Source organism: Pseudoalteromonas sp. Angola-7, from assembly GCF_028599255.1.
Taxonomy (GTDB): Bacteria; Pseudomonadota; Gammaproteobacteria; order Enterobacterales; family Alteromonadaceae; genus Pseudoalteromonas; species Pseudoalteromonas atlantica.
The window spans coordinates 1-13,559 of the sequence record NZ_JAQREL010000012.1 but is presented as its reverse complement, the minus strand read 5'-3'; the positions used below and the strand labels follow the sequence as shown (position 1 = coordinate 13,559).

8 protein-coding genes and 10 tRNA genes are annotated in these 13,559 nt (G+C 41.3%); 10 read left to right on the top strand and 8 right to left on the bottom strand.

Annotated elements, in window-relative coordinates; translation table 11 throughout:
- The first annotated feature begins 83 nt into the window (after positions 1 to 83).
- From PSH50_RS15020 to msrB, 7 genes are all read left to right on the top strand, one after another.
- Complete coding sequence (locus tag PSH50_RS15020; protein ID WP_029772727.1) at positions 84 to 815, top strand: RNA methyltransferase; 732 nt, start codon at positions 84 to 86, stop codon at positions 813 to 815.
- A 67-nt stretch (positions 816 to 882) separates the two neighbouring features.
- The gene (locus tag PSH50_RS15015; RefSeq protein WP_273587124.1) at positions 883 to 4,278 is read left to right on the top strand and encodes a chromosome segregation SMC family protein; all 3,396 of its coding nucleotides are present in this window, start codon (positions 883 to 885) and stop codon (positions 4,276 to 4,278) included.
- Between the two features lie 72 nt (positions 4,279 to 4,350).
- Positions 4,351 to 5,106 carry a cell division protein ZipA gene (gene zipA, locus PSH50_RS15010; RefSeq protein WP_004588864.1) on the top strand — a complete coding sequence of 252 codons (756 nt, stop codon included), beginning with the start codon at positions 4,351 to 4,353 and terminating at the stop codon, positions 5,104 to 5,106.
- A 72-nt stretch (positions 5,107 to 5,178) separates the two neighbouring features.
- Positions 5,179 to 7,197, top strand: a complete 2,019-nt coding sequence (gene ligA, locus PSH50_RS15005; RefSeq protein ID WP_273587126.1) for an NAD-dependent DNA ligase LigA — start codon at positions 5,179 to 5,181, stop codon at positions 7,195 to 7,197.
- 9 nt (positions 7,198 to 7,206) lie between these two features.
- A complete protein-coding gene (locus tag PSH50_RS15000; protein ID WP_273587127.1) occupies positions 7,207 to 7,713 on the top strand; it encodes a DUF2919 domain-containing protein in 507 nt (168 codons plus the stop codon).
- An 11-nt stretch (positions 7,714 to 7,724) separates the two neighbouring features.
- Positions 7,725 to 8,165, top strand: a complete 441-nt coding sequence (locus PSH50_RS14995; RefSeq protein ID WP_024034163.1) for a hypothetical protein — start codon at positions 7,725 to 7,727, stop codon at positions 8,163 to 8,165.
- A 341-nt stretch (positions 8,166 to 8,506) separates the two neighbouring features.
- A complete protein-coding gene (gene msrB, locus PSH50_RS14990; RefSeq protein WP_064384881.1) occupies positions 8,507 to 8,947 on the top strand; it encodes a peptide-methionine (R)-S-oxide reductase MsrB in 441 nt (146 codons plus the stop codon).
- Positions 8,948 to 9,002: 55 nt separating this feature from the next.
- Here the strand turns inward: msrB and PSH50_RS14985 are convergent, their stop codons facing one another.
- From PSH50_RS14985 to PSH50_RS14950, 8 genes are all read right to left on the bottom strand, one after another.
- The gene (locus tag PSH50_RS14985; RefSeq protein ID WP_273587128.1) at positions 9,003 to 10,643 is read right to left on the bottom strand and encodes a tetratricopeptide repeat-containing response regulator; all 1,641 of its coding nucleotides are present in this window, start codon (positions 10,641 to 10,643) and stop codon (positions 9,003 to 9,005) included.
- 424 nt (positions 10,644 to 11,067) lie between these two features.
- A tRNA-Val gene (locus PSH50_RS14980) sits at positions 11,068 to 11,143 on the bottom strand.
- Positions 11,144 to 11,188: 45 nt separating this feature from the next.
- A tRNA-Val gene (locus tag PSH50_RS14975) sits at positions 11,189 to 11,264 on the bottom strand.
- Positions 11,265 to 11,297: 33 nt separating this feature from the next.
- Positions 11,298 to 11,373: transfer RNA gene (locus PSH50_RS14970), tRNA-Val, on the bottom strand.
- A gap of 49 nt (positions 11,374 to 11,422) precedes the next feature.
- Positions 11,423 to 11,498 (bottom strand) — tRNA-Val (locus tag PSH50_RS14965).
- A 149-nt stretch (positions 11,499 to 11,647) separates the two neighbouring features.
- Positions 11,648 to 11,723: transfer RNA gene (locus PSH50_RS14960), tRNA-Val, on the bottom strand.
- A gap of 158 nt (positions 11,724 to 11,881) precedes the next feature.
- A tRNA-Val gene (locus PSH50_RS14955) sits at positions 11,882 to 11,957 on the bottom strand.
- A gap of 146 nt (positions 11,958 to 12,103) precedes the next feature.
- Positions 12,104 to 12,179 (bottom strand) — tRNA-Val (locus PSH50_RS14950).
- 947 nt (positions 12,180 to 13,126) lie between these two features.
- On the opposite strand from PSH50_RS14950, the gene PSH50_RS14945 reads away from it, so the two are divergent.
- The 3 genes from PSH50_RS14945 to PSH50_RS14935 all read left to right on the top strand — a co-directional run bounded on the left by PSH50_RS14945 (position 13,127) and on the right by PSH50_RS14935 (position 13,531).
- Positions 13,127 to 13,202: transfer RNA gene (locus PSH50_RS14945), tRNA-Ala, on the top strand.
- 36 nt (positions 13,203 to 13,238) lie between these two features.
- A tRNA-Glu gene (locus tag PSH50_RS14940) sits at positions 13,239 to 13,314 on the top strand.
- A 141-nt stretch (positions 13,315 to 13,455) separates the two neighbouring features.
- Positions 13,456 to 13,531 (top strand) — tRNA-Glu (locus PSH50_RS14935).
- Positions 13,532 to 13,559 lie beyond the last annotated feature (28 nt).

The window sequence follows — 13,559 nt, the reverse complement described above, 5'->3', positions numbered from 1 at the left end:
ACAATGGCGCTGCTTTTAATATATGTGGTGCTGCACTTTAAATCATCTCTGGTATACTAGGGCGATAATTTTATGGGGCTGTTATGATTTCAAAAAACCAACTCAAGCTTATTCGCCAACTTGGCCAAAAAAAGTACCGAAAGCAATATAATCAATACCTTGTACAAGGTGAAAAAAACGTACTTGAGTTGTTAAACAGCCCATTAAAGGCGGTTGATATATTTGCAACACAGGCGTTTATAAATACTCACCAAAACCAGTTTCCACATGTAGATTTTACGCCAGCAGAAGAAGAGTCGCTGACTAAAGTCAGTACCTTAGTGAGTAATAACGCGGCCATTGCAGTGGTTGATATGCCAAAGGCTGATTTACCTAATAATACCGGCTTAATATTGGCGCTTGATGGAGTTTCTGATCCGGGCAATTTAGGCACTATTATCAGAGTTGCTGATTGGTATGGCATTAAACATATAGTAACAAGTACCGACAGCGCCGATGCTTACAACCCTAAAACAATTAGCGCTACCATGGGTTCGTTTGTCAGAGTATCGGTAAGCCAAGTAGAGCTACCTGAATACTTACAAACATTAAATATGCCTATTTATGGGGCATTTTTAGATGGGCAAAGCGTACATACAACGGACCTTAGTGCAAAGGGTGTATTGCTTATGGGCAGTGAGTCGCATGGCATACGCGAGCAGTGTGCAAAATTAGTAAGCGACAAAATAACCATACCGGCTTTTGGTGAGGCAGAGTCACTTAATGTGGCAATGGCTACAGGTATTATTTTAGATAACTTTAAACGCCAAGCTTAACTTTTTAACTGTTTATGAGTTAAATTGTTTGTAAGTAATAACAATAATAATCGGTAATAACAATAAGATGCGCTTAAGCACTATTAAATTAGCGGGCTTTAAATCGTTTGTAGAGCCCACTAAAATTCCATTTCCTGATCAAATGACGTGTGTTGTTGGGCCTAACGGCTGTGGCAAATCAAACGTGATTGACGCTGTGCGATGGGTGCTTGGTGAAAGCTCAGCTAAAAACTTACGTGGCGATGCCATGACCGATGTTATTTTTAATGGCTCAACTAATCGTAAACCCATCTCGCAAGCTTCAGTAGAGCTTATTTTTGATAATACCCAAGGTGATTTACCTAATACATTTGCCGACAGAAACCAAATAGCGATTAAGCGTTTAGTTACACGCGATGGTCAATCGTTGTACTTTTTAAATGGGAGCAAATGTCGTAAGCGCGATATTACCGATATATTTTTAGGCACCGGGCTTGGCCCGCGTAGTTACGCAATTATAGAGCAAGGGATGATCTCGCGTTTAATCGAGAGCAAACCTCAAGAGCTGCGCGTATTTTTAGAAGAAGCCGCGGGTGTGTCTAAATACAAAGAACGCCGCCGCGAAACGCAAACCCGAATTAAAAGTACCCGCGAAAACCTTGAGCGTTTACTTGATGTGCGTAAAGAGTTACAAGCGCAACTAGATAAACTGGCTGTGCAGTCGGTTGATGCGAAAAAATACCGCGATTTAAAAGCGCAAGAGCGTACCTTAAAAGGCCAAGTAGCTGTATTAAAATGGCAAAAGCTGCATCAACAACAGCTTGAAAAAAGTGAACAAATCAAAAAGCTTAATGAGCAAATCGCCTTTTTTAAAACGGCTCACTCAGGCCACGACGATGTGCTTGCAAGCCTTGAGGCTCAAGTAAATGCAGAGCAAGATGCGCTTAACGATGCGCAGCATCAGCAACACGTTACCCACACAGAGTTGACCCGCGCCGAACAACAACACATTAATATTAAACAGCAAACGCAAACACTTAAACAAAGTGTGGTTAAGCTTGAACAGCGAAAGCTGCAAAGTGAAGCGCTAAAAACACAGCAGCAAAATGTGTGTGAGCAGTTATCTGTGAGCCACCAAGAGATAAGCGAGTACAGTTTAGAGTGCAGCGAACAAGTTGAAGAGCTTACCCTTACACTTGCAGATTTAGCTGATGAAAAAAATAAGCACACAAACGCGTGGCAAAGCCTTAATCAACAACAGAACGCGCTTAATAATAAAGTACAGGCGCAGCAAAGTAGTGTTAAGCAAACAGAGCAAGCCTTAGCCCATGTAAACGCACAGCTTAGCCAACTAAATAACCAAATTGACGATATTAAAAGTAGCCAATTAGAGCAGCAACTAGCCGAGCAACAAAAATACAAACAAACCCTTACTCAAGAGCTTGCCAGTAAGCAAACGGCACAAACACACTGCACCGCAGCGCTTAAAGAGCAAACCGATTTAGTAAATAACGCTGAGCAGCAACATCAGCATAGCTTACAGCACGTTAATGAGCTAAAAGCTCGCATTGCTGGGCTTAAAAGCAGTTTAGGGATTGAAGATGACAATAAGCAGCACACTTTATTTAATCAATTACAAGTAAAGCCAGGGTTTGAACATATAGTTGAACAGGCACTGCAAACGCTTGAGCACCTAAACGTAGCTGATGTGCAAAGCAACAATAGTGTGTGGCCTCACAAAAGTGAAATACCAGTAAATAGCGTTGCGGCGTTGATTACTGAGGGTGTTTATCCCGATTTACTGACCCGTATTGCGTACAGCGAAAACGCTGAACTCGCTGCGTTAAATGATACGTTTTATATTGCGGTTATGGATAAAAGCGGTGCTTTACATGCTCGAAACTGGCACCGTAGCGCAGACAAAAACGCCGAAAACTCACAACTTTTAAAACACACACAGTTAAAGCAAAAAACAGCGAGCTTAGTAGAGGCTGAAAATACCCTTGCAAGGGATTTTGAGAATCTTAATGCGCTAAAAACACAGCAGCAAAAGCTGAGTGATGAGTTAGCAGTACTTAAAAATGCAATTCATCAATTAGCACAAAACATGGCCGTGGCCACTACGCGCAGCGACATGTTAAAAGAGCAAGTAGCACAATTTTTACAGCAACTAGAAAAGTACCAGCAACAAAAGCGTGCATTAACCACTGAGCAATCACAATTATTAAAAACGCGCGATGAGTACAACAGTGCGCTTGAAGTGTTACATCAACAGCAACATAATTTAGCTGACGAATTGGCAAGCGCCGACGCTGCTTGCATACGCAGTAATACTGCATACAGCCAAGCTGCAGCTACACTTGAGCAATATAAAACACAAGCGCATCAGGCCACGTTAAAAGAGCAAAAAGCACACAGTGAGTGGAAGCTTAGTCAAACAAAGCTTAATCATGCTGAGCAAGAGCTCATTAGTGCGCAAGAAGAAGCGCAAGAGCTGCAATCGCAAATGGAAGCGTTGCTTATACCCGAGCAAGAGCTCACTGAGCAAATAGCACAGCTTTTAATAAAGCATCAACAGGGCGAAGCTAGCTTGGTCGCGTTACAAAAAAAGCTTAACGAGGCAAAGCAAACACTTATAAGTAAACAAGCCAGCCTTAAGCACTCTCAAGGTGAGCTGACAGGTTTGCAAGAACAACATCAAAAGCTAAGTATTGAAGAGCAAAGCCTAATTATAAAAGCGCAGGCAGCACTTGAGCCGCTTGAAGAATTAAAGCAAAGTTTAAAAAGTGTTTTAGATACACTGCCTGATTCACTGAGTTTAAATGCAGCGCAAAATCAGATCAGTGGGCTTGTGCATCAATTAGATAAGCTAGGTCCAGTTAATTTAGCCGCAATAGATGAGTTTGAACACGCTAAAGAGCGCAATGATTATCTGAATAATCAACTTGAGGATTTAACCAAAGCGTTAAATACGCTTGAAGGGGCGATTCGTAAAATTGACAGCGAAACCAAAACACGCTTTAAAGCTACCTTCGATCAAGTGAACAACGACTTTGCCGAGCTATTTCCAAAAGTATTTGGCGGTGGTAGTGCGTATTTAGAATTAACCAGTGACGATTTACTCGAAAGTGGTGTTAGTATAATGGCACAGCCGCCAGGTAAGAAAAATTCGACAATTCATCTGTTAAGTGGTGGAGAAAAAGCGCTGAGCGCATTATCATTGGTGTTTTCTATATTCAGGCTCAATCCAGCTCCATTCTGTATGCTGGATGAAGTAGATGCGCCGCTTGATGATGCTAACGTGGTACGCTTTTGCCGTTTGGTTGAAGAAATGTCACAATCGGTGCAGTTTATTTATATTAGTCATAATAAAATTGCGATGGAAATGGCAGGGCGTTTAACTGGCGTTACCATGGCAGAGCCAGGCGTATCACGCATGGTAGCAGTAGATATAGAACAAGCAGTGCAACTTGCACACACATAACAGTTTATTTTAAGCGTATTAGTGTTAATTAATACACGGGTTTAGGCATAACAAATAATAAAAGGTGAGGGGATGGCCGAAGAACTAAGATTGGTTTTAATTGTGATCAGTGTACTTGTCATAGGTGGCTTATTAGTACATGGTTTATGGTCAGTTAGAAAAAAAGACAGCCCAGAGGTAGCGCCTTCAGAGCGGGTTGAGCCAATGCAAGATACACCTTCGCATACACCAGTTGAACCTAAAGAGCCGGTTGTTGCCCAGCGAGATGAGCCGCAATTTGGTGAGCTAAACTTTGATGCAAACGAGCCGCAAATAGATACTAGCGTGGCGCAAACACCCATTGAAGACGACCTGCAAGTAGTTCAAGAGCCAGAGCTAGAACCAGAGCCAGAGAGCGAAAAAGAAGCGCCAGCAGATGTGTCTGACTTTGTTATTGTGCATATTCAAATGCCTGAAGGACTAAGCATGCAAGGCAGTAAGTTATTGCCTGCAGTAAATACCTTAGGATTTAAATATTCAGAAGAAGGCTTTTTTAATCGCCACATAGACCCTGCAGGGCAAGGTCCAGTGTTATTTAGATTAGTAAATATGTATAACCCAGGTACGTTTGATATTGATAATATGGAACAGTTTAGCACCGCAGGGGTTAGCTTATTTATGACTTTACCTTGTGAAGGCGACGGGCTGGCTGCTTTTAATATGTTACATAGCGCAGCTAAGAAAATTGCCGATGAATTTGGTGCACAAATTTTAGATGCCGAGCGTGAAGAAATGACCGTTGAGCGCGTTCGTCAATATGTTGAGCAGGTTCGTGCATTTTCTGCGTAATTTATACGCACACATTATTTTTATTAAGCCACTTACCTAAAAGTGGCTTTTTTTATGTTTTTTGAGGTTTAAATGTCTAGCAGCATTAGTGAGCAAATTAATCATCTTCGTAGTACGTTAGAGCAACACAACTACAATTATTATGTCCTTGATACACCCAGTATTCCTGATGCAGAATACGACAGACTATTGCGCGAGTTAAGCGCCCTTGAAAGAGAAAACCCAGAATTTTTAACGCCAGACTCACCCACTCAAAAGGTCGGAGGTGCTGCGCTGAGTAAATTTGAACAAGTTGCTCACCAAGTGCCTATGTTATCGCTTGATAACGCCTTTAGTGAAGAAGAATTTAGCGCCTTTAACCGCCGTATTAAAGAGCGTTTAATGAGCCAAGATGAGCTCACTTTTTGTTGTGAGCCTAAGTTAGATGGCTTGGCTGTGTCGATTATTTACCGTGACGGCGTGCTTGTGCAGGCCGCAACTCGTGGCGATGGTTTTACTGGCGAGAATATTACACAAAATGTAAAAACAATCCGCAACGTGCCCCTTAAGCTGCGTGGCAATTACCCCGCAGAGCTTGAAGTACGTGGCGAAGTATTTATGGATAGCGCTGGGTTCGAAAAATTAAACAGCGAAGCCGAAAAACGTGGCGAAAAAGTATTTGTAAATCCTCGAAATGCAGCCGCAGGTAGTCTACGCCAGCTTGATTCAAAAATTACCGCTAAGCGCCCGCTAATGTTTTATGCGTATAGCACAGGGCTGGTGGCCGATGGCACAATCCCTGAGGATCACTACCAACAATTGGCAAAATTAACCGATTGGGGTTTACCGCTGTGCCCAGAAACAAAGTTAGTTGAAGGTACGCAAGCGGCTTTAGATTACTACAGTGATATTTTAACGCGCAGAAGCGAGCTTAAATATGAAATTGATGGCGTAGTAATTAAAATAAACCAAAAAGCCTTACAAGAGCGTTTAGGGTTTGTTGCACGTGCACCGCGCTGGGCAATTGCTTATAAGTTTCCTGCGCAAGAAGAAATAACCCAGTTACTTGATGTAGAATTTCAGGTTGGTCGCACAGGCGCAATAACGCCGGTAGCGCGTTTAGAGCCTGTATTTGTAGGCGGTGTTACGGTATCAAACGCAACGCTGCACAATGGCGATGAAATAGCCCGTTTAGGCGTAAAGGTAGGCGATACAGTAATTATACGCCGCGCCGGCGATGTTATTCCGCAAATTACACAAGTAGTACTTGAGCGCCGCCCAGATGATGCACGCGACATTGTATTTCCTGCCAGTTGCCCCATTTGTGACTCACACGTTGAAAAAGTAGAAGGCGAGGCCGTGGCTCGTTGTACCGGTGGCTTAGTGTGCCAAGCTCAGCGTAAACAAGCGATAAAGCATTTCGCATCACGCAAAGCGCTTGATATAGATGGCTTAGGCGACAAAATAGTTGATCAGCTGGTTGATAGAGAGTTGGTAAAAACCCCCGCAGATTTATTTATATTAAAACAAGGTCACTTTGAGTCACTTGAGCGTATGGGCCCTAAGTCGGCTAAAAACTTAGTAGATGCGCTTGAAGCTGCAAAGACAACTACGCTTGCAAAGTTTTTATATTCGCTGGGTATTCGTGAGGTTGGCGAGGCCACAGCGCAAAACTTAGCAAATCATTTTTTAACACTTGAAAAGGTAACCCAAGCCAGTATTGAAAGCCTTACACAAGTAAGTGATGTAGGGGTTATTGTAGCAACTCATGTTCGTGGCTTTTTTGATGAGCAACATAATGTAGATGTAGTTAATGCTTTAATTGAACAAGGCATTAATTGGCCAGCGCTAACGCCGCCTTCAGAGGATGAGCAACCCTTAGCTGGGCTAACCTATGTATTAACTGGCACTCTTAATACTTTAAACCGAAACGATGCTAAAGCACGCTTACAACAGTTAGGTGCAAAAGTAGCCGGTAGTGTGTCGGCTAAAACAGATGCATTGGTGGCGGGCGAAAAAGCCGGCTCTAAATTAACTAAAGCACAAGATTTAGGCATAGACATACTTAGCGAAGACGACTTAATTGCACTGTTTGATAAATACAATGCTTAGGGTAATAAAATGAGCCGATATGGACCCGAGTACTGGGATAAATACGGAAGCTACCGTACGCCAATTGCATTTCATCTAAGTTTATTGGTGTTACTACGTGCTTATTTTATTTGGGTTATAGCAGCGCTGAGTCGTCGCCCTGAACTTGATTTAATGTCGTTATTTTTTAAATCTAAAAACGATTTTTTTATCGCAATTTCGATTGGCGCTATTGCGATAGTGCCCACTTTTTTATTTTGCTTAAGACGACCGCGCGACTCTCATCAGCAAAGTGCGCGTTTAGCGATGGTGTGGCGCTACATGCGCTGGCCGTTACTGGTTTGCGCAATAACCGACTTAAGCTGGTTAACAATACAAGCTGCACATAGTCATTACAGGTTTTCACTATTTTTAGCTGTGCAAATGGTGATTGTGTTTTGGGTAATGTGGTACTTGGCAAAGAGTCGTTATTTGCAGGTGTTTTTTAACGATTGGCCAGAGCATACCGAAAAAGCAGATGATAAAAACGCTAAATAAAAGGGAGCTAAATGGATAACATTAATAAAAAAATTGCCATTGTAGTGCTTGGTATTGGCATTATTTTAGGCGCTTTGGTGTTGTTTACATCGTTAACTGATCATATTTGGTTTTCTGCCGTAATAGGATTATGGTTATTTGTGTTTTGTTCGTGTTGTTACAGGCTGACACCCGCCTTTAAAAAGCGCAATACGCTTGATAATTTTATTCAGCGCGATGCACAGCACTTAATGTTATTTAGCTTGGCAGGTTTTTTTGATAAAAAATTTGGCCCGCAATGGCTTGTTATTGGCAACATTGAACATATAGAAAGTAAGAACGATGAGCTTATTATTCATAGCAATAACGAGCGACAATTTAGTGTAAGTTTACCCGCACAAAAAAATGACATAGACGCCTACATGAAGCGCATACTTTCAGATCACGAAAAGCAAACTATTCGCTTTAGTTAGGGGCTGTTGAACTTTGCGGATTAAAGTTTGTTCAAACTAGGGGCTATTTAATCGCGGCGCGAAGTTTGTAACCTAGTGGGCTAAGTAAAAGCTGAGCAAAGCTTCCGCGTCCTGCTCACGCCCTTTACCTACATCCATGTAGGCAACAAAGAGTAAATAGCCCCTAGGAAGAACCCGTTGGGCAGCGCCTGTTTGGCATTAATGCTACGTTATCGCCCAATTATGGGGAATAACCACACAGCATAGGCTCTGCCTTGCCTAAATACCAAACAGACTGCTGCTAATTTAACCTTAAAAGATCAACAGACCCTAATCACTTATTAATACCGAAGGAGGCTATTATGCTTACTTGGAATGATGTTATAAATTTTGCCAATAATGGCAATCCTACGCCACGCGAAAAGGTTGTAAAAACAGACGCGCAATGGCAGGCAATGCTAAGCGATGAGCAATATTATGTGGCACGTAAAAAGGGCACAGAACGCCCTCACAGCTCACAAAGTTGCACATTACTAGAACCGGGTAAATACGCGTGTGTATGCTGCGATAATTTACTTTTTGATGCCGATGAAAAGTTTGATAGCGGCACAGGCTGGCCATCATTTACGCAGCCTGCAACTGTCGATGCAATTGGTTATGTGAACGATTTAAGCCATGGTATGCAGCGCGTTGAAGTGGTGTGTAATGTGTGTGATGCACACTTAGGGCATATTTTTCCTGATGGGCCAGCACCGTCGGGTTTGCGCTACTGTGTAAATGCCGCTGCAATGAAAAAGCTTTAATTATATAGTTAGCCTTCAATCTAGATAAAACAGCTATTTTAGCCGCTAGTTAGCGCTAGGGGGATTGAATATCGAGTTTCATTTCTTTTGCCATATGCAAAATTTTATCTAATCGCTGCGACTGATCTGGCTGCAGTGTAGAATTACTCAAAAGGGCGTAACACTTTTTAGCAATAACCAAGTTAAAAGTGCCGCCTTTTTGTTTTGTCGAATCAAACAAACACTGTAATAAATTAAGCGCAATGCTTGGGTTACGCGGCATAACTCTAAATGCTTGTGTAAACGCCTCTAACGCCGTATTTAATTGCCCTCTATTAAATTGAGTTACTGCATGGTTGTTAAGCTCTTTAGGGCCCATTTTAATGTCGCGGCGCTCACTTTGCTGCTGTTGAATGTAACGCAGGTAAGTTGTATCACTCATATTGGGGTGGCGCTCACAATGGCTAATTATTTGGCTAAATAATGTTTGTGCTTTTTGATGAAAACCCAGCTCGTGAAACGCTTTTGCTTTATCAAGCGCCCCATCTACAGAGCGTATTAACGTATCGTCGTCATCAAGTTGCTCTATCAAGCGCTTGGCTTTTTGGTGCTCGTCTTTTAAATAGTGCAAACGCGCATTAAGTACATCAATTTGAGATTGGTTTGCGTTATTAGGAAACTGCTTTTTTAAATCATTTATGTATTTATTAGTTTGACGCGAAATACGTTGTATTTGGTCTGTTTGATCTGTGGTTAGAGCAAAGTCTATACCGGCACGGGCTGCATTGAGATAGATGTCGGGGCTGTCATGAATAGAATGACGCGCATAGCTGGCTATGTCTTTTTGGGTTAAATAGCTTTTTTCGTAATCGTGGTTTATTAACGAAACATTGCTTAACGATTTTTGTCTTTGGATGTTACGTGGCGCGATATCGACTGCTTGGCTTAAAAAATCTTGCGCCAATTCAAATTGATTTAGTTTTATTTCTAATCGGCCGAGTAAATCCAGTGCAACTAAACGTGTTTCATGGCGCTCAAGCATGGTTTTTAACATGCGTTGAGCAAGAATATGCTCATTATTAGCAATCAGGGCTTCTACTAAACCAACTTTGGCCCAGGCAAATTTTTGTATGTCTAGCACCGAGGTAAAAAAGTCTTTAGCTTCTTCACTGCGGTTTAGCCTAAGCAATGCATCTCCTTTTAAGCGAAGGAGGATAGGGCTGTATATATTGTTTTTTTTATTTAAAGTTGCATCGATTACTTTTATTGCTTTAGAGTCGTTGCCATCATCTACTAATGTATAAATGCTCTGTAGCTCATTTTTACGTTTTAGAATACGCTCAATCCGCGTTTTTAACTCTTGTACCGTAAATGGCTTTACCAAAAAGTCGTCGGGTTGAAGCTCTAAAACGCTATGCACTAACGCACCACTGGTTTCTGCAGAAATAAAAATAAACGCGGTGGAGTTTTTTATCAGTTGCTTAACACGGAGTTCTTCGTAGAGTTGGTAGCCGTCTTGGTGTTTGCTTAAATTAAATGAACATACAATTAAATCAAATTGCTCAACCAAACATCGCTCTTTTGCAGCAATTGCATGATCGGCAAAGTGCAACTGCCGAAAGCCAAGCCTTTCTAGCGACTGTTTCATATAGCTTTGAGCGAGGGGCTGCTCTTCCACTATCAGTATTTTGGCTTTGGCGTAGATCTTAGTTGGCATTGGCTTACATGTTGTTTGATTTATCACAGACTATAATCAACAGTTTAGCTGCTTACAAGGGAATTTAACTATTAGCCGAGGTTATTAGAAGATTAAGTTATTTTCATACGTTTAGATGGCTTCATATTATCCTGGCCTTAGCGATTTAAAATCAATGTTTAATTAATAGGTAAAAAGCAGCTCTAAATAATAGTTAAAATAATCTAGTGTTTTTTGGAGTGTTTATACGTGGTGGGTGATATTGAACTTGAACCAGTGGCACTCGCCATTATTTGTAAAGGACAGCGATGCTCTCTTTTTCTTATAACTGAGTTAATTACCTTTATATAATTTTATAGCGTATAGATTAATCGTTTTGCAAAAGACAAATCAAGAGTGATATTTATGGAAGTTTTTAACTTAGGTATTTTGAAGTGTTTATATGTGGTGGGTGATACTGGACTTGAACCAGTGACCCTCGCCTTGTAAGGGCGATGCTCTCCCAACTGAGCTAATCACCCACATATAATAGGTATGACTTTATCAATTTAACGTTTTGTATAATTTGGTGGGTGATACTGGACTTGAACCAGTGACCCTCGCCTTGTAAGGGCGATGCTCTCCCAACTGAGCTAATCACCCAAATTATATATTTAATATGCACCATTCTAAGAATGGTGGGTCGTACTGGACTTGAACCAGTGACCCTCGCCTTGTAAGGGCGATGCTCTCCCAACTGAGCTAACGACCCATATTAAATTTTAAAACGCGACTATTAATATAATAATAGGCTTTATATGTGGTGGGTGATACTGGACTTGAACCAGTGACCCTCGCCTTGTAAGGGCGATGCTCTCCCAACTGAGCTAATCACCCACATATAAATTAAAACGCTACTATTAAAATAAATAGTACTGGACTTTAACCAGTGAACCTCGCCGTTACTTGGAAGTAGCGGTAATGCTCTCTTTTTCTAGCTGAGTCATGACCCATTTAGATTTGTGTAATATGCACCATTCTAAGAATGGTGGGTCGTACTGGACTTGAACCAGTGACCCTCGCCTTGTAAGGGCGATGCTCTCCCAACTGAGCTAACGACCCATATTACATGCTACTACCTGTATAGATAGTACTGGACTTTAACCAGTGAACTTCGCCATCTTTTATAAAAAGCGGTGATGCTCTCTTTTCTTGTAACTGACCTAACGACCCATATTACAATTTTAAAACGCGACTATTAATGTAATAGGTTTTATATGTGGTGGGTGATACTGGACTTGAACCAGTGACCCTCGCCTTGTAAGGGCGATGCTCTCCCAACTGAGCTAATCACCCACATATAAATTAAAACGCTACTATTAAATAATAGTACTGGACTTTAACCAGTGAACCTCACCTTCTTTTACTTAAAGCAGTGACGCTCTCTTTTCTAACTGAGTTAACAACTCATATAGAATTTTAGATGTGTACACTTAATAAAGTGGTGGGTGATACTGGACTTGAACCAGTGACCCTCGCCTTGTAAGGGCGATGCTCTCCCAACTGAGCTAATCACCCACATCTAAACAACATTACATTGCTGCGTTGTTGTGGGGCGCTATTATAGATAGAGTTGCAAATGTGTCAACACTTGAATGATAAAAATGTGCTGAATGAAGGTTTTATAAACAGCGCAGGGTGGTTGGCGTTTACTTTATCATCAAATTTAAGTTGTTAGGGTAAATTAACAGCTGAATCTGAACTAAGTGCTGCCTTATTTTTACTTACAATAAAAAGCATTGCTTAAATAAGCTAATAAAAGGCGATGTTGAAATTGATACAGTAAGCGTGACGTTTTATCAAAAAGAAGATTTATGACTATATAAGGTTTTAAATTATTGAACTGGTATACGGTACTTTTTAAAAGGTAAGGGCATAAGCAGTTATCTGTATTGCCATTAGTGCGAATAAACTTTAATTAACACCAAGGGTTTTGGCACAATGACAACAAAATAGAGCCTATTACCCAAACTGGAACATAGCGTTTAAAAACAGCACGAATTGTTTGCTAGCACTTTTAACGACGGCCTAATTCACTTCAATTTTTATATGTGTGTACAAGCAACTTAAAAAGGGAAGGGTTGAGCATTTAATAATAAGGTTATCGAATAGAGCCCTCGCATTTTAATAACACACTTAAATGCGGGGTTTAGCCTTGGTTTTAGTACTTTTTTAACCCCAACTCAATTTGCATATAAATGTATACCTTTTATGTTAAACATTATTACTTCATCAACGAGGTATAAATAGATAATTAACCTGTTTATAGTACTGTGAGATGAAGTACAGGCCAAATTTTGTCGAAATTGTATTTTTTTGCATGTCTGATAGCCAGTTTGTTGAAAATTAAACCATTTAAATAAAGTGGCATAAAAAACTGTTGACTTTATTTTGGGGGGTGCATAGAATGCGCCCCGCACTCAGCGATACACAACGTGTTAAACACGTTAGGTATTAAAAGGTTTGGGGCTATAGCTCAGCTGGGAGAGCGCTTCGCTGGCAGCGAAGAGGTCTGCGGTTCGATCCCGCATAGCTCCACCAAATCTTTGTGCATGTCCTAGGGTAGCAGTTTTCTGTGTCCCCATCGTCTAGAGGCCTAGGACACCGCCCTTTCACGGCGGTAACAGGGGTTCGAATCCCCTTGGGGACGCCATCTAACAAATAGTTAGGCGTGGTTTTACCAAGAGAATAGCGTAACACTTAAAGCTCGAGTCTTTATGTGTATTAAACGTATTACCTTAGCACCTCATGATATGAGTTAAACTTATCAATTGTCCTAGTGACACTTTTTAGTGTCCCCATCGTCTAGAGGCCTAGGACACCGCCCTTTCACGGCGGTAACAGGGGTTCGAATCCCCTTGGGGACGCCACTTACTATTTATAGTAGGGTAGTGTTAT

Excerpts from the sequence above, each read along its gene's own strand:
- PSH50_RS15000 (WP_273587127.1), top strand. The coding sequence starts at position 7,207 with ATGAGCCGATATGGACCCGAGTACTGGGATAAATACGGAAGCTACCGT.
- ligA (WP_273587126.1), top strand. The coding sequence starts at position 5,179 with ATGTCTAGCAGCATTAGTGAGCAAATTAATCATCTTCGTAGTACGTTA.
- msrB (WP_064384881.1), top strand. The coding sequence starts at position 8,507 with ATGCTTACTTGGAATGATGTTATAAATTTTGCCAATAATGGCAATCCT.
- PSH50_RS14985 (WP_273587128.1), bottom strand. The coding sequence starts at position 10,643 with ATGCCAACTAAGATCTACGCCAAAGCCAAAATACTGATAGTGGAAGAG.
- PSH50_RS14995 (WP_024034163.1), top strand. The coding sequence starts at position 7,725 with ATGGATAACATTAATAAAAAAATTGCCATTGTAGTGCTTGGTATTGGC.
- PSH50_RS15020 (WP_029772727.1), top strand. The coding sequence starts at position 84 with ATGATTTCAAAAAACCAACTCAAGCTTATTCGCCAACTTGGCCAAAAA.
- PSH50_RS15015 (WP_273587124.1), top strand. The coding sequence starts at position 883 with ATGCGCTTAAGCACTATTAAATTAGCGGGCTTTAAATCGTTTGTAGAG.
- zipA (WP_004588864.1), top strand. The coding sequence starts at position 4,351 with ATGGCCGAAGAACTAAGATTGGTTTTAATTGTGATCAGTGTACTTGTC.